This is a genomic window from Salinivirga sp. (genome assembly GCF_055145285.1).
The window spans coordinates 1-16,666 of record NZ_JBSRDC010000037.1 but is presented as its reverse complement, the minus strand read 5'-3'; the positions used below and the strand labels follow the sequence as shown (position 1 = coordinate 16,666).

Below are 16,666 nucleotides of genomic sequence, written 5' to 3'. Positions count from 1 at the left end.
TCGGCGCACAACTATAAGGGCCATTAATAACCAGTGTATTTCCGGAACTGGTGCCCTCTATAGTTGCACCCTGTTCCAGGGTCAGAGAAGCGCTACTTTCAAAAGTTACCGCATCTTCGATGATGAGTTTGCCGCCGTTTTTAACTTCCACATCCAGATTTTCTAAATGCTGGTTGGTGAGGCGGAGGGTGCCTTCTACGGTGATTCCACTATTTGAATTAATTGTTGAACCATTTTCTGCAATAAAAGTTATATTTTCAGGAATTGTAATATTATCTGCCAGAGTTACACTGTAACCGGTGGGCACAACAATATTACCACGGATAAAATTATCCGATGTCCAAACCTCCTGGTCTTTCATAATGTGTGTATATGCCGGCAATATATCTTTACCTGTAGCGGCCACATGGGTTTGGTAAGTAATATCCGATGAAAAAGCGGCGATACCCGATGCTCCGGTTTGCACCGATTCATAATTCCCATCTAAAACCACGGTGACAGTTACATTGCTCACGGGGTCATTGCTTTCATTGAGTACCAAGACCTGATCTTGTTGGTAGTTAACCTGTGCATAAACCTTTTCCGGCGTTTTCGTCCAAAGGCGAGTCTCAGGGCAACCGATAAGGTTATGGGAATAAGATAAATACCTACCACCTTGGTTGCTTTTTGAGACTGATTCGGCCACACCTAAATGATTGCTTTGATTCGTTAAAAAAACCAAATTTAAAAATTCAAAATATAAATACTTTGAAGGAATAACATAGCCTTTTCTGGTATTGGCTAAAATAGCTGGCCCGCCTGCCGTTGTATTGGTAGTATAACCTTCTGCCAGGTTTATCATATTTACTCCAGTTGCAAAATCATCAAAGGGTGCATTTGTGCAACTTATTGAATATACTATACTGGGATGTTCCGAATTAGTTAAGCTATCTAATCCATTGCCCGCTTCCTCAATTTAAAACCAATTTTCATATATAGAATCATCTTCAGAACAGAAACCATATTTTGAGTTTTGTAAATTCTCATTAACACCAACAGTCATAACAGCCATGCCCACTGGTTTGCCATGCCCCATCCAACTCATAACGCCATAATGATTATTCATTTCTGCAATAACCTCTGCCCCGGTGGGTCCCGTAGGATTTTCAGAATCATATGTTGGTTCTTCTTCTATAATGAGACTTGAAAAGTTATCAGGATAATGAATAAACGCTTGCTGTGCGTGTTGGCCATCCTGCATTTGATCTGCCTGAATAAATAATGATTTGTTCAAATAGCTAAAATCACCTTTTCCCGGGTAGTTTTCGTAGTTTTTTACCTTGTTTGTCCAGCGGTGTATCTGTGCGTTTTTAGTACAAAGCAATCGACCGGTGTATATTTCTGTTTCGTACTCTACATCATCTTCCGGCTCGCCATAATTGGCATCGCCATCCACATTCCAGTCACCATTAAACTCAGCAAAATATAAATCTGTTGGGATAATGGTGTGATCACTATTAAGTGTATCTTTTGTATATCCATATCTAATTGGCACTTTTGTGTGATCCCCGGCCAAGAGAGCCCAAACTGCTCCATTACTATAAGCATCTGCCAAAAACTGACGTATTTTCCCTGCATCGTCATAAATGCCTGAAATATTATCGCCATTATAATTACTTCGAATATAGTCCATTGTAACCACACCAATGTTTATCCCTTTACGAGCCTTCCACGCTATGAATTCATCAAAAGCTGTTTCAAGGTCACTTGACGTAATTATAATATATTCATAATAAGGATGCGAATATGAGCTTTTGGCAGCCGGTGTCGCTCCTTTATAAGCAGAAATGTCTTCAGGGTTATCCACCATCTTGGTCAGCATTTGACCATATATTTCATTGTATCGGCTGGCGCGACTGCTCACATTACGTGGAGCTTTAGCAGCATCTTCAAAATTCAGCGTTATACTCATATTTTCGTAAAAGGTGAGTTCATCCGCAATGGGCAAATAACGGAAAGGATAAACTGCGAGAGTCACTATTTTATTATTCCCGTCGTAAAACCCATGATTAATGACCTCCACAATTTGGGCTTTGTATGGATCGGATGCGTTATAAACAATAGCATTGGGTTCTGTAAAGGCTTCTAACGTTCCACCTACCGGGACCGGTGATTGTGCCGGATAAAGCCGATTGCCTAATGGCAGCGTCGTGGTTTGCGTGCTATGAACTGTTATTTCTTCAACTTTTTTATCAGATGGAATAATCAGTTTGACATAACGAACCGGGATATCAGGATAGCCGGGTTCTTCCATAAACTGTAATCCATCATATACAATCTTATTGTAGGTTTCACCGTTTTCGGCCGTTACGGTTTGAATGGTATAGTCACCGGAAGAAAAATTAACGCTATGGCTCATTTGTGCCTGAACCAAGCTTCCGATGAAAAGCATGATGATAATTAAGATTTGATATTTCATAATAAATTCTTTTTAGTTAACAATAAATCTTCCTTTGTAATACTGTTGATTTTGGGTTATAAGGAGGAAACTGTACATTCCTGCCTTGAAATTGCTTCTGTGAAGAGCAACCGATGAGCGTCCATTGAGTTTTTGGGTTTGCACCAATTGCCCGGTCATGTTATAAATATGGAGTATTTGAGGAACTCCCCGAATGCCATCTGTCTTGATAAAGGATGTGCTCGTTACAGGCATTGGCCTTACAGCAAGTATTTCAATTGATTGATCTTTTATACCCTCAGGTGGCGTGTAAAAAGGAAAACAAGTTCCATCGCCAATAGTTAAGTTATCGTTATGGAACAGTAACTCGCCCCGGTGAAAATGGCATACAAGTGCTAAGTCGGTACCGTCGGTTGGGCGTGCTTCCACAAGCAACAAACCATAAGTATTTCCAATGCCCTCTATCCATTTCCAGATATCAAACATTTCAAATTCAATTGTTTTACGATACTGCCCTCCAATAAACAAGGAGTCAACCTTACTTACCACATCATAAGGCATAACGGATTGCCCTGGTGGTGGAAAAAACAAAGTATCACCTTCTTCCAGGGAAAAATCATACAATAACCTTTCTGCCTCATTTCCAGCGTACATGGAAGCCCAATGATAATTGCCCCTGTAGTACACTTTTTGGTTTTCCTGCCGCATACCGCCCATGTAGGTGGCGTGGGCCCGGTCGAAAACGGTGTCGCTGAACTGGACAAGTTGTTGATACACCGTGTCGTTGATCACCGTATCTTCTCCCAGAAAACCGAAATAGTGATCCGTAATCTGGAACGGAATGGAATCGTCTATCGGGTGCTGGTACAATTCACTCCACACTACACTGTCGGTGGGGATAGGTATGTAATCTTGTGCATTGGTATAACCAATTACCAACGTAAAACTGAAAAACAATATTGTTTTTTTCATAATTTTAAGCTTTTTTTGTGGGAATTTTTGATTTGTTCCCGGATCTTTATTGTACATAAGTTTTAACTTTGTGGATTGTACCGGGATGAAAGGGAGGAGCCTGCCGCCTGGCCGGGAAGCTTGCAGGCAGTGCTCTTCCCCCGTCCGGTACTTTCCGGTTCTACTTTTAGTTTATAGCAATAGCTATTATTAAATTTGCCATTCTAATATCTGGGTATTTTCTGTTTTCATCTAAAACTTTGCTTTGAAATAATACACATTAAGCAAAAAAGCATGATATTACGCTTGTGTTTGGTATTAAATTTTGTATTTTACTATAAATTTCCGAATACATTTAGATAAAAACAATTTTTTCAAAGACTATTTTTCAATAAATTTAGTGTTTTTTGTTTGCAGAAATATAGCATTGCACAACAGTGTGTTATGAGTTAAACTATTGTTCTCGTGTTTGATATAATCGAAACCAAAATAAACAATGTTATTAGAAGTCATTTTTACAAATCATCAAACCTACAAACCTTAATAAAAGAGAATTTGAATGGACGGATTTCATTATTTGGATTAAAAATATCTCATGCAGATAAGTCACCGGGTGAATTGTGCATTGCCAATTCAGCCAGCGCTTAGTCACGGCGCGAGGCATCTGGCTAAGTTTTCAAAATCAGTTTCTTCCCGGACATGGAACCTGGTACGCGCACTGTGACTAGCCTGACACAGGTATGCGCACCACTGAACTTTACCAATCGGAGGCTGACCCGGAGTCGGTCTCCGATTATTTCGTTTATCCGTTTTAGCCTGTGTTTAAATCAGTCGCCTTTCAAACAGAGTTTTCCGTCCTCATCGCGAATAATGATACCCCGCTCCATCAACTCACGGGTTCGCTCAATAAACTCCTCCTGGTGGTCGTGGAACTGGTTCTTCAGGTCTTTTGGTAAAAGCGGTTTTTCTTGCAAAGCAGCTAAAATTGCCTGTGTGATTTCTTTGCTCGGCAACGGCGTATTTTTTCGTTTTTTCACACAATAGTCGCACTGTCCGCATTCTGGCGCATTTTTCTGTCCAAAATACTGCAGTAAAATCTGGCTGCGACAGCGATTCTGTGTTTCGGCATAATACACAGCTGCTTTTAATTTATTGGCTGCCATGTTTTTACGAAAATCATAATTTTCACGCGATATATAAAGGTTTTCGCGCGAGAGCCGCTCTTCGCGATAAAACACCACCGGGTTGTTTTTTTGCGGGACGTAGCGAATTATTTTAAGGTTATTGAGGCGTTGCAGGTATTTAAAAATAACCTCCACAGAACTTTTTGCCCTGCGTGCAAGCATAAGTTCATCAATGGCAACAAAATCGGTAAAAAGCCCGGTATAACTTCTCAGAATCAATTTTATAAGCCTGTCGAATGCTGCATTGGCTACCTGAAACTCGTACAATTCATCGCGGTGAATAAGAAATTTAATTTTACTGGGGTTATGTACACTGTCTGTAAGTTCAATATAGCCCTCCGATTGCAAAACCTTAAGCGCATTATAGGCCTGAATCATGCTGTAGCCATAGGTTTTAGCAAAATCGGCCAGTATAAAATCATAGCTCATGCCTTTTCCCGAGCCCACGGCCATGTTATAAAAGTTACCAAGCGACTCATAAATCTGCTTGATGAGTTTTATCTCAGGGAAGCTATTGGTAAAGCTCTGTTTGAGCCGTGTATGGTCCTGTTTATTGTACAGAAGAATCCCGTAGGCTTTTTTTTCATCGCGCCCTCCCCGGCCGGCTTCCTGAAAATAGGCTTCGAGCGAATCGGGCAAATCCATATGTACCACAAAACGCACATCGGGCTTGTCTATACCCATACCGAAGGCATTGGTAGCCACAATTACCCGGATATGATTACTTTTCCAATCCTCTTGTTTTTCATCCCGTCGCTCTGGCGACAAGCCTGCATGGTAGTAATCGGCACTTATGCGGTTTCGTTGCAAATGCTCTGCAATTTCTTTTGTCCGCCTGCGGCTGCGCACATACACTACACCTGTTCCCTTATTGCGCTGGCAAAGCCGTGTGAGGTCGTTGAGCTTATCGTCTGAATGTTTAACCCAATAGACCAGATTTTTCCGCTCAAAGCTTTTTTTGAACAGATTACGCTCTTTGAACTGTAGCTTATCCATAATGTCGTCCACCACCTTTGGAGTAGCAGTGGCTGTAAGTGCCAAAAAAGGAGCTTTTGGAATTAATTCCCTCAAATTGGCAATTTCCAAATATGCCGGCCTAAAATCGTAACCCCACTGCGATATACAATGGGCTTCATCTATGGCAATGAGGTTAACTTTCATACCCTGCACGCGTATGCGAAACAATTCTGTTCCTAGGCGTTCAGGCGACACATACAAAAACTTATAATCGCCATAAATGCAGTTATTGAGTGCCGTATCGATTTCATCTTTCGAAAGCCCGCTGTAAATGGCCAGGGCCTTTATTCCACGTTCCCGCAAATTATAAACCTGGTCCTTCATAAGTGCGATAAGTGGCGTTACCACAATGCAAATACCGTCCTGCGCCAATGAGGGAACCTGAAAAGTAAGGGACTTCCCTCCTCCCGTAGGTAGCAACCCAAGGGTATCATGACCACTGCCCACCGACGAAATAATTTCGTGCTGCATTGGCCGAAAATCATCGTAACCCCAATGGTCCTTAAGTATTTTTTGGTATCTGTCCATATTTCTTTGCGGCTATAGCGCGATTGTTACAAAGATATAAAAATTGAATAGCCAAACTCATAGTAAAAACTTCAATAATCGACAGCCAAACACTAAAACGGCCACTCCTTCACTTTATAAAATCAAACGGAATTAGTCAATGCCGGATTAAACTTAGCCCAACAGCAATGGCTGTCAGGTTGACATGTCACAATTTTTGGTATAATATTCGTATATCTACATATGTTTATTTGAAAAAATTATGAAACATGATTACGATACAGAAACCCGAAGACATTAAAAATCAGCAAGCAGAATACTATGTATTGGTATACAAATCGGAAAGCAGCCAAAGTGAGTGTGCTTACAAAAGCATACAAAAGGCTGCTGAAAAAACCGGTACAAAAATATTTACCGCTGATGTGAACAAAACACGCGATGTGCACAAACCATTGGACGTGAGCGCTGCTCCCACATTGGTGAAAGTTGAAGGTGGCAAACCAGTAAAACATATCAAAGGTTGCCAAAGCGAAGGATTTTATGAAACCTTGTTCGAAGGCAGGGAGTTTACATCCTTCTCGAGCAGCGGAGGTGGCGACGGTAAATCGATACTTATGTATACCACGCCTACGTGCACTTATTGCAACAGCCTGAAAGCCTATTTGAATGAGCAAAGAGTGCCATTTACCGAAATTGATGTTTCGAAAGACCATCAGGCAGCCCAGGAGATGGCCCACCGCAGCGGGCAGCAAGGTGTACCTCAAACCGTTATCGACGGGCAGGTCGTAATAGGTTTTGACAGAAACAAGATAAATCAATTACTCAATATTGAATAATTTAACCATTAAATGAAAAGTAATATGAAAGAGTTACAACCAATCAACCAACATGTGTTAATTGAGCTGAAGGAGCAGGAAGAACAAAAAACTGCTTCCGGAATTATTATTCCCGATTCAGCCAAAGAGCAGGATAATTCAGGTGTAGTAACTGCCATCAGTCAAATCGAGCACCCTGAAATCGCCGTTGGCGAAACCGTTATGTTTAAAGACCGTGCCGGCGAGGAACTCGAATTTGACGGTAAAAACTACCGTATGGTGCCCTACGCCGACATTCTCGGTAAAATTATTGAGACCGAGTCCATCTAAGTTGATTGTATTTAATGGTTAAGCAAACATGTTAAATGATATATTTCCAACCATCATTGACGAGTAATTGAAAGAGGCGCTGAAAGGCGCCTTTTTTTATTGTCAATTATTCAATGGTTTACAGGCTCTCTAACAACAAAACCGGGAAATTTTACAAAAAAATCTTTATCCGACACTAATTGTCGCCCCACCCCCGTATCATTGTCCATGAACCTTAAAAATAAATATATTATGCAGAAGAAAAGCAGACTTTTGACCAGTTTTCAGATTGCCGGTTTTACTTATTACGAAGGCGCCCTGGCATTTAAACATTTGACCGTGGGCAAAAAACTCAAACTGATAACCGAACCCGACAACCGGCACGACGACCATGCCGTGGCGTTGTATATAGAAAACTTTAAGCTTGGTTATGTGCCAAGAATAGAAAATAAGCCTATAGCGCTACTGATAGAAAACGGATACGATGCTTTTGAAGCCATTGTGCAACAACTGAATCAGGAAGAACATCCGGAAGCACAAGTACGTGTGGCCGTTTTTGTAAAACCACAAAAAAAATAGACCTGCTTGCAAATTACACTGCAATATGTTACATTCGAATGTTATTAGATAGATAATGCTCGAACACCAAAAAATATTCAGGATATTTCAATTGCTGGCCAGGTTGCGCACACCACTCGGCTGCACAAAAGCCGATATCAAGGAAGATTTTGAGGTAAGTGAGCGCACCGTGGAACGTTACCTGAGCCTTTTGCGCAACATTGGTTTTCATGTAGAAAGCCACCGTGGCAGGTATCGCATACGCTCCCTGAATGAAAAACGGCTGCAGGTAGAGGACCTGATTACATTTACGCTGGAAGAGGCTCAGCTGATTAAAACAGCCCTGGAAAACCAACAGGTAAAACATCCGCTCCAGCAAAGCCTGATGAGTAAGCTTTACGCCATGGCAGAGATGCCCGAACTCACAGAAACCATTTTCGACCAGTCCGTAAGCAACAACATTTCTTTGCTGTACCATGCCATGAAACACAAAACACAGGTGGTGCTGCACAATTACCAATCGCTCAACAGCGGTACGGTACGCGACCGGTTGATAGAACCCATACGCATGTACCGTTATAACCGTTACCTCGCTGCCTGGGAGGTAGAAGATGGCATGCTCAAGGAATTTAAAACCGAACGCATCGAAAAGGTTGAATTGACAGAAACGCCCATCCGTTATTCAGCGAGCTATGGCAACTATGGTGTAGATATCTTTGGCATGACCGGCGAAAAAAGCACCATTGCCACACTGCAGCTTACAAGGCGTGCATTCCTGCTCCTTTCAGAAGAATTTCCCGGTGCCGAAAAACACCTGACACAAAAAAACAACGCATACCTACTTAAAGTGCCGGTGTATAAGTGGGAAGGCATTGGACGATTTGTGCTGGGCCTGCCCGGCGAAATTACCATCATAGCACCCGATGCCTTTAAGACTTATGTGAAAAACAAAGCCGGAGCAGCCGGAATATAAATGGCTAAAGGATCCACAATCCCTCGTGAGATAGCCTCAAACTTCGGCTCGGTTCCAGTTTGGTGTTTTTTTACCTCAGCCTAAGTTTGATTTCAACAATCTCAAATGCATTATGTGCATCTCTCAAGATAGCCGGGTCTGACAATTACCATAAGGCTATACTAATTTATAACTCAATTGTACAAATCAAACGTTAGCAAAAATGCTCTCAGCACCGACCGTTCAAATTTCTTATTAAAAAACCATAATAAATTTACCATATTGGTAACCTTTTTGTATCTTTATCGAATAAATAATTACAGACAATATGAGAGTCATTGCGAAAAAGATACTGAGGGAATTTTGGGAGAAATACTCAGATTCTGAAAATCAATTGAAAACGTGGTACAAAGAAGCAAGTAAAGCGAAATGGACAGACCCAAATGATATCAAGAATCAATACCCAACCGCAAGTATTCTTAAAGCAGGACGAGTAGTTTTTAACATATGTGGAAATAAATACCGATTGATAGTACAGATAAATTATGAAAGACAATGGCTTTTCATTCGGTTTATTGGTACACATAAAGACTACGATAAAATTGATGCAAATAAAATTTAATTGTTATGGATATAAAAGTGATTAAAAACGAAAAGGATTATCAACAGGCTCTTGAGCGATTTGAAGAAATCTTTGACGCGCCGATTGACTCAACAGAAGGAGATGAAGCTGAAATTTTATCCATCCTAATTGAAAAATATGAGGATGAATATTACCCAATTGACGATCCTGATCCAATCGAGGCGATTAAATTTCGTATGGAACAAATGGGAATGAAGAAAAGTGATTTAGCGAAGATAATTGGATATAAAAGTCGAGTTTCTGAGATACTAAATAGAAAACGTAAATTGACCTTAAGAATGATTCGCCAGTTGCATGAAGACCTTAAAATTCCTTATGAGTCTTTGATTGCAGATTATTAAAGCACTTTTACTAACAGCGACGAGTTTGTATAAGGCGCTTGTGGCGGGGTTAGGAGTTTTGGGAGCTTAATTTCCTCCGCAAAATCTACGATTTGCTCGCAATCTGTTTAATTTTAATGGTGCTCGCGAGCTAAAGGTTGACAGGTTGTTTTGTGAAAAGTATCGTAAATTTGGCTCAGTACAGTTTGAGAGGTTATTACAAGTTATCGTTACACAAAACTCACCGCAACGTTGAGCGAAATATTAATCGACAGTATATACTTTTTTTATGATATGTAACTTTGTATCAATTACCAAAACATATTGGCCGGGCGATAAAGCACCGGTTTTATTGGAGCTTATAATCAAATCTTTTCCAATAAAACTGTCTTTATGAAAACTCTGCTCAAAAAGTTTTTGCCCTGTATTTCTATATAGGGTAACATTGACTCTATCGAAATCTAATGATTTAAAACGAAGTTTTATGTCTCCCTTACTTTTTCCTGGGTTGGGATAAATTGTAACAAAATTCCCGGAATCCAGATGTACGTTTTCAAGCACAATATCAGAATACGCATACCCTCCATCCAGGTCTACTTGTTTCAAACGGTAGTAGTTTAACCCCCTCATGGGTTGTTCATCAAATATGCAATAAGAATTACCAGTGGGGTAATTTCCTCTACTATTAACTTTCTCAATTCTGGTGAAACTTAATGGGTCTTTTCCTCTTTCAACAATAAAATAATCGTTATTAATCTCACTAGCTGTAGACCAGCATACTTCCACCTGGCCGGATTTAAGTTTAGCTGTAAAACTTAGCCATTCTACCGGCAGTGGGTTTTCTTCTGAACTTAAAGACCCAAACGTAAAGGGACTGAATGAAGTAACTGTTTGGCTTGTGACTGATCCCGCTGAAGTAGTTCCTGTGGTACCGCCGTTTTGTGTTTCACTTACCCAATTTGTACCATCGAACCGGGCCACTCTAAGGTCTGATAAATCTGTAATATTACTTCTTGTAGTATCCCAGTAAAGGGTAACAGCAATATTGCTGGTGCCAACATCTCGTGTGAGTGTCCAGTATTCATTTTCACTTACATTATAAAGTGGGGCGGCGAGATTTGTGGTGTTTGCATATCCAGAATCGGCATATTCGGCACTAAATTGGTCATTCACATCACTGGGAGCAGTTATTCCAATACGACCCCAGATTGAATCGTTTCCCACAGGAAAAACGAAAGCGTCGTTCCCAATTTTTTTAATCGGACCTGTTACAAAGCTGGTTTTGGTTCCACTGGTGCTGGTGGCATCATCTATTAAGGTTAACAAATTGGTGCTTGTGGTATGCAGCATTCCATTGGTTAGTATTAAACTGTTATTAATGGTTACAGGAACATTGAGTGAAGTGGAGTCCAATGTTTTATCATTTTCCAATACATCAAAAACGGCCGGGGAGGTAGTTCCACCAATTGTGGATGGTGTGGAACCATTGAATTTCACGGTATATCCCTCTGGTGTAAAAATGTTATTATTGATAAAATCACCTGCAATATTAATTGCTGTCTGTAACTTCAATTCTGCTGCGGCATCAATGGTTAGGTTGTAAAAATTATTGGTTCCAAAACCGCTTATTGAGGTTGGGGTTCCCTGACAAAGGACAGTTGATGTTTCAGCATCAAAGGTTCCATTGTTGGTGAGAGATCCTGACAGGGTGATTGTTTGTCCCGTTCCGCCATTGAGTATGGCGCCTGCCCCAATAAGCAGATTTCCAGGAACGGCTATCCCATCAGGAAAGGTGATACCTGTAGCATGGGTGTTTGTAATAGAAACATTAGTAAAAAATGGACTATTCTCTGAGATTGTTACAGGCACTGATCCGCCAAATTCAACTATTCCTGTACTGGTAAAATCAGAACCATCGAGTGTCAAAGTAGCTCCAGCGGAATAGGGTGCAGCCGGAACAAAGTTAATTTTGCCTTCACTTGTAAATGTACCATTATTTGTAAAATTTCCATATATGGTATGTGTTAATGCTCCGCCGTGGAATGCTGCAGCGGCATCAATATTCATCGCTAAATATACGGTCCAGGGAACACTGGCTTTAACACCGGCCGTATTATTGATATTGATAGTAGAGAAGTTGGGAGAACTAGTTGAACTGAGTATTGGTTCTACCGAACCATTAAAGTTTATCACTCCGGTTGAGGAACTTGTAATGGCATTGAGCAGCCTTATTCTTTGAACCTGGGTGCCCGCAAAACTTACATTTCCGCTGCTGGTAAGGGCTCCTTTATTAGTGGCATCACCAAATAGCGTGAGTGTTACATCTCCAAAGTTTAGAGAAGCACTTTCATCAATAATAATATCCCCATTTATACTAATGGGCCCTGATATAAATGTATAATCTCCGGATATTGTATACAGGTTATATAAAGTGGTTTCACCTGAAAAAGTTTTGGTGTCACCATCCAGTATAAGTGTGCTGGTAGCTGGGTTGAAGGTTCCGTTATTTGAAAAATTACCATATATTTTTAGACTGTTTGAGCCCGGCTCAACAGTAGCTCCTGGATTAATCGTAAAATTACCCAATGCCTCAATATCACCAGTTAATATTTTCTCGTTTGGTCCTCCATTTGTAAAAATGAGGTTTCCGTAAACAACAGAGTCGATTGATTGTGATACAGAGCCATCGTACTCTACAGTGCTTGTCGTATCCATTTCAATATTACTAAACCTTTCAGGAAAATTATCTGCTCCAGTTACTTTCATGTAGGCTCCGCCATTGAGGGTGAACGTACCCCCCTGATGAACCCTGTTGGCCAAAAAGGTATCGAGATCAAATGTACCGTTATTAATAAATAGATTACCACTGATTGAAATATCACCAGTTGAAGTAAGCGTACCTGATGATTTATTAACCTGAAAACCATTAAAAGAACTTGAATTAACTGTTTGAGCTAAGCTCCCATCAAAGCAAACCGTACCACTGGTAGAAGTAAACGTACCGTTGTTTTCCCAATTGCCTTCAATGGATAAATAAGTGTCCTGTTCAATAAGTTCTGTACCCGCACCAATGGTAAAATTACCAGTTACGATTAAAGAGTCGTTTAACTCCACACCTCCGCCGTTATTCAGGGAAAAATTACCTTTTACAGTTGTTTTATTATTAATTGATGCTTTTTGAGCTGTTTTGGAAAATGATAAATTATTGTATGTAACAGGTGCTACTACCTGAGGTGATGATCCTGAGTAAATTACAGTTCCTGAACCACGAGTAAATGTGCCAGTTGAATAATTGAAATTTTTTCCGACATCCAACACCCCGGCTCCTGTAAAAACAATTTCGCCATAACTGTTATCATTCAGATTATAAGTTGTCTTAACTGTTCCGCTACCAATATTGAGGGTTATGTAGTGTCCACTCGTATCTTCACTGAGGCTTAAATTTGTTCCAACATCCAGGGTTCCGGAGGTAACATCAATTGTATGGTGCGCATTGGCCGACCAAATACCCCGCACACTCCCTATAGTTGTAAGTGTATCTGTATTAATGCTTAAAGTTGCCTCCTGCAGACCTCCAAAACGCAAAACATTTACTGTGTCAGACGAACTCAATGTTGGATTGTTGGTAAAAACGTCGTATCCGATTTGAGCAACGTCGCTGGCTGTGGGGACTCTATTACTCATATCGTCACCGGATATAGTAGTCCAGTTTGAGGCCTCATTCCATGCAGAACTTGTGGAACCATTCCATCGTACTATATTGCGGTCGCCTGTTGCAATCCATTTGCTGGTAATATTTGAATTGCCTAATTTCTCTACATAATTATTTACCTCATCTCTTGTATCGGCTCCAATGCTATCCCAGGTTAATGTGTTGGTATTGTACCTGTACAGCACTAAATCTGGTTCAATAAAGGCATTTACTTCATTTTGTTCATAATGGAAGCTAAAATCAGCATCGGTATATGTACCATTGGGGACAGAAACAGTATATTTTCGCGTAACACACTCCGATATATTATCGAAATCTGTTACAAAGCCAACATCAACGTTTACCGTTACAGAATTTAAGTCGCCCGAAGGCGATGAAAACTGAATATAATTATTCGGACCTTCAAAATAATAAGCTGTAGCATTGGTAAAAGCATGCTGCCGTTTAATAGTACCCAGAATAATACCAGAGTTGAGTCTTGTGCCCGTAATAGTGATGGTATCTGAATCCGTATCAAGGTTTCCAGAAAAGAGATCAATGTTCCTAACTGAAATGTTGTTCCTTAAGGTCACCCAAGTTGTTGATAAACTTTTATTGATGATTAGATCATTAAAAGTTGTATTTCCAATAACACTGCTGGCATAATCGCCTCCCAGTTGAATAATTGATGTACCGGCAGTGAAGCTGCCAAAATTAGAAAAGTCTCCGTTTATGGTCAAGGTGTAAGAAGAAGCATCTAATGTCGAACCATCGCTTATTGTTAAGTCATTAGCGACTAAAAAATTACCAAGCGGTGTTTTTATACCGCTGCCATCGGTGGTTAAGTTATAATATGATGTATTGGTAATATTCTGGGCTCCTGAAGCATTGTAGCTTATAGTATTGGGGATATTACTACTTACATCCAGTGATCCGGTAACAGTGAGTGCTCCGGCAATTCCAATTACTGAATTGCTACCCATCGTAAGACTTTTAGCACTGTTGATGGTCAGATGATATAAGTTTGCAATTCCTGAAAAAGATGCATTACCATCAATTGATATGGTTCCATTAGATGCTGTAAATGAACCGGTGGTTTCAACAATAAAGTTTTTGTTTATCGTAATATTTCTACTGGTGGTAATTTCTCCTGCGATATCGAGTCCATAAAAAACAATAGTTCCAGTCCCTAAAATGCTTTTACCCGTACCACTCATTATTAAATCATTCAAGCTTGCCCCTGTATAAGATCCATCAACGGACAGGTCTCCGGTTACTTCTATGGCTCCGTATCCAGTTATAGATCCCGTAATATTGTAATTTGATAAAACAATTGGAGAACCTTGAATTTTTTTGGAAGCTCCACTCATAATGAGGATACCCCCATTTTGATGCGTAAAAGAACCACCACTGGAAATAATTAGATCTCCTGAAACATTTATTTGCGTTGTATCACTTGCTATAATACCCGGGTTGTTGAAATTTATATTGTGGTAATTATGTGTACCGCTACCTGATATTTCAGCGTTGTTCCCATAAAAATCGAAAGTTGATGTATTGCCGTTAATGGTTCCGCTATTGGTTAAGTTGCTAAAAAGCTCAATATTATGGGAAGAAGCACTGAATGTAGAATTAGGACCCAGTGTAACATTCCCTGAAAAACTAATATTATTCCCGGCTGTGAAAGAGACTCCGGTACCATCACCGGCCCGACAGGAAAAGTCACCTAATACATTGAAAACAGCAACAGGCATTGTTTTTACAACAGTACCAGAAGAACTACTAAAGCTCAAATTTCCATATGAGGTAGCCAATACAGACTGATCATTCCCATAATAAGATACTGTACTGGTTGTAGCGAAGCTGGTGTTATTATAATTGGCAGGAAATCCATTTGTACCTCCTATTTTCAGGGTAGATCCAGCAGTAATTATAAAGTAACCACCCACACCTGCACCTCGGTCAGCAATATAGGTTTTTAAATCAAGCACACCATTGTTAATCTCAATACCCCCTAAACCGTTGGCTGAATAAAGTGGAGGTAAATTCCCTACCAAAGATTTGGTGGTTCCTCCAGATATTACAAGGTTACAATAAGTAAAGTTATCTGAAATATTTTGTGCAATAGTTGATGATGCATAATCTACGGTACTATTCCCATTTAAAGTTATGGTGCCACTTACAGAATAGTTGTCGCTAAAATTAGTGGCTTTCACCTTAAGGGTTCCCCCGGAATTAACTATTAAGTTTCCGGTACCAAACACGTTGTAAGCGACAGTAGGATCCAGTGTGCCATTGATGTACATATCACCACTAATTGAGATATTGTCATTCAATGTGACGATCGTGGAGTTGTTTATCGATACGTTTTCGAAATTTGTAGCCCCGGTTATGGTTTGCGATATACCACCAAATGTTACCTGCACATTTCCACCTGTGGGACTATATGTTCCGGAATTATCCCAATTCCCTGTTATTGTTATAGTCCGATTATTACCTCCATGGTTAATTGTTCCGTTAGCACCTATCACCAGGTTATTATGGATGTTCAAATTTGTATTTATGGTTAGCTCAGAAACTTTTGAGCCGTTACCCAGAGTCAAATTTCGACAGTTGGCTGTTTTACCTTTAACTTCAGGCTGATATGCTCCGGTAAAGTTAGCATCACCTATTATAGCATCTGTATTCATACCTGGAACACCATTCGTCCAGTTACCAGTATCTTTCCATTTTGTATTATCCGCGCCTGTCCATGATGTTTGCGAAAATACATCAATAAAAGAAAATAGCATTATTGCCCCAATAAGTATAATTTCTTTATAAGTTTTCATTCCTGTGGTTTTTTAGTTGGCATTGCGATAAAACACAATTACTGCAATATAATAAAATATATTGACATAACTATATAAAAACAAATGAATTATGTGTACTCTAACATTGTATTTACACAACCAAAAAGGTGATATTTTGTAGGAACCGCTCACCTCAGGCTTGTCTCATAAACCCCCCACTTTACCTTGTTAAGATTTCAATAAAGAGATATCATCAAATTGTAAATTAGGAATAATCCTATATTATTCTCAAAACTTCAACCTCATTGATATTTTAGTTACTCATACCCACAAAGCAACCACACAACCCTTCGTGAGCTCACCTCATACTTCGGCTCGGTTCCAGTTTGGTGCGGTTAGCTAATTTGAGCTGATGGTAATATTTCAATCGCAACAAAAATTTAATCAATCGAACTTAGTTGCATCATAAATAACAGGTTGATGCATGGCG

The 16,666-nt window shown here is 40.0% G+C and carries 9 protein-coding genes and 1 pseudogene; 6 read left to right on the top strand and 4 right to left on the bottom strand.

The genetic code is table 11. The features are described from left to right. From ACTB0Y_RS07270 to ACTB0Y_RS07260, 3 genes and pseudogenes are all read right to left on the bottom strand, one after another. Positions 1–2,398 (bottom strand): annotated as a pseudogene (locus tag ACTB0Y_RS07270) (C25 family cysteine peptidase); the annotation flags it as partial. A 72-nt stretch (positions 2,399–2,470) separates the two neighbouring features. Next, positions 2,471–3,409 (bottom strand): T9SS type A sorting domain-containing protein, encoded by a 939-nt coding sequence (locus ACTB0Y_RS07265; RefSeq protein ID WP_463206151.1) that lies wholly within the window; start codon positions 3,407–3,409, stop codon positions 2,471–2,473. An 806-nt stretch (positions 3,410–4,215) separates the two neighbouring features. Next, the gene (locus ACTB0Y_RS07260; RefSeq protein WP_463206150.1) at positions 4,216–6,117 is read right to left on the bottom strand and encodes a RecQ family ATP-dependent DNA helicase; all 1,902 of its coding nucleotides are present in this window, start codon (positions 6,115–6,117) and stop codon (positions 4,216–4,218) included. Positions 6,118–6,365: 248 nt separating this feature from the next. Between ACTB0Y_RS07260 and ACTB0Y_RS07255 the strand changes: the two genes are divergently transcribed. The 6 genes from ACTB0Y_RS07255 (at position 6,366) to ACTB0Y_RS07230 (ending at position 9,714) form a co-directional block, all read left to right on the top strand. Then, positions 6,366–6,932, top strand: a complete 567-nt coding sequence (locus tag ACTB0Y_RS07255) for a glutaredoxin family protein (protein WP_463206149.1) — start codon at positions 6,366–6,368, stop codon at positions 6,930–6,932. A 24-nt stretch (positions 6,933–6,956) separates the two neighbouring features. Beyond that, positions 6,957–7,241 (top strand): GroES family chaperonin, encoded by a 285-nt coding sequence (locus ACTB0Y_RS07250; protein WP_463206148.1) that lies wholly within the window; start codon positions 6,957–6,959, stop codon positions 7,239–7,241. 231 nt (positions 7,242–7,472) lie between these two features. Next, a complete protein-coding gene (locus tag ACTB0Y_RS07245) occupies positions 7,473–7,799 on the top strand; it encodes an HIRAN domain-containing protein (RefSeq protein WP_463206147.1) in 327 nt (108 codons plus the stop codon). A 55-nt stretch (positions 7,800–7,854) separates the two neighbouring features. Next, complete coding sequence (locus ACTB0Y_RS07240) at positions 7,855–8,751, top strand: helix-turn-helix transcriptional regulator (RefSeq protein WP_463206146.1); 897 nt, start codon at positions 7,855–7,857, stop codon at positions 8,749–8,751. A gap of 307 nt (positions 8,752–9,058) precedes the next feature. Further along, positions 9,059–9,352: a type II toxin-antitoxin system HigB family toxin gene (locus ACTB0Y_RS07235; protein ID WP_463206145.1), complete on the top strand. Its 294-nt coding sequence runs from the start codon at positions 9,059–9,061 to the stop codon at positions 9,350–9,352. A 5-nt stretch (positions 9,353–9,357) separates the two neighbouring features. Then, a complete protein-coding gene (locus tag ACTB0Y_RS07230; RefSeq protein ID WP_463206144.1) occupies positions 9,358–9,714 on the top strand; it encodes a helix-turn-helix domain-containing protein in 357 nt (118 codons plus the stop codon). A 243-nt stretch (positions 9,715–9,957) separates the two neighbouring features. Here ACTB0Y_RS07230 and ACTB0Y_RS07225 read toward each other — a convergent pair whose 3' ends face one another. Continuing rightward, positions 9,958–16,215, bottom strand: a complete 6,258-nt coding sequence (locus ACTB0Y_RS07225; RefSeq protein WP_463206143.1) for a beta strand repeat-containing protein — start codon at positions 16,213–16,215, stop codon at positions 9,958–9,960. Between the last annotated feature and the right edge of the window lie 451 nt (positions 16,216–16,666).

Bases quoted from the DNA above. Each gene is read 5' to 3' on its own strand.
- ACTB0Y_RS07255 (WP_463206149.1), top strand. From the start codon at position 6,366: ATGATTACGATACAGAAACCCGAAGACATTAAAAATCAGCAAGCAGAA.
- ACTB0Y_RS07260 (WP_463206150.1), bottom strand. From the start codon at position 6,117: ATGGACAGATACCAAAAAATACTTAAGGACCATTGGGGTTACGATGAT.
- ACTB0Y_RS07225 (WP_463206143.1), bottom strand. From the start codon at position 16,215: ATGAAAACTTATAAAGAAATTATACTTATTGGGGCAATAATGCTATTT.
- ACTB0Y_RS07235 (WP_463206145.1), top strand. From the start codon at position 9,059: ATGAGAGTCATTGCGAAAAAGATACTGAGGGAATTTTGGGAGAAATAC.
- ACTB0Y_RS07250 (WP_463206148.1), top strand. From the start codon at position 6,957: ATGAAAGAGTTACAACCAATCAACCAACATGTGTTAATTGAGCTGAAG.
- ACTB0Y_RS07240 (WP_463206146.1), top strand. From the start codon at position 7,855: ATGCTCGAACACCAAAAAATATTCAGGATATTTCAATTGCTGGCCAGG.
- ACTB0Y_RS07245 (WP_463206147.1), top strand. From the start codon at position 7,473: ATGCAGAAGAAAAGCAGACTTTTGACCAGTTTTCAGATTGCCGGTTTT.
- ACTB0Y_RS07230 (WP_463206144.1), top strand. From the start codon at position 9,358: ATGGATATAAAAGTGATTAAAAACGAAAAGGATTATCAACAGGCTCTT.
- ACTB0Y_RS07265 (WP_463206151.1), bottom strand. From the start codon at position 3,409: ATGAAAAAAACAATATTGTTTTTCAGTTTTACGTTGGTAATTGGTTAT.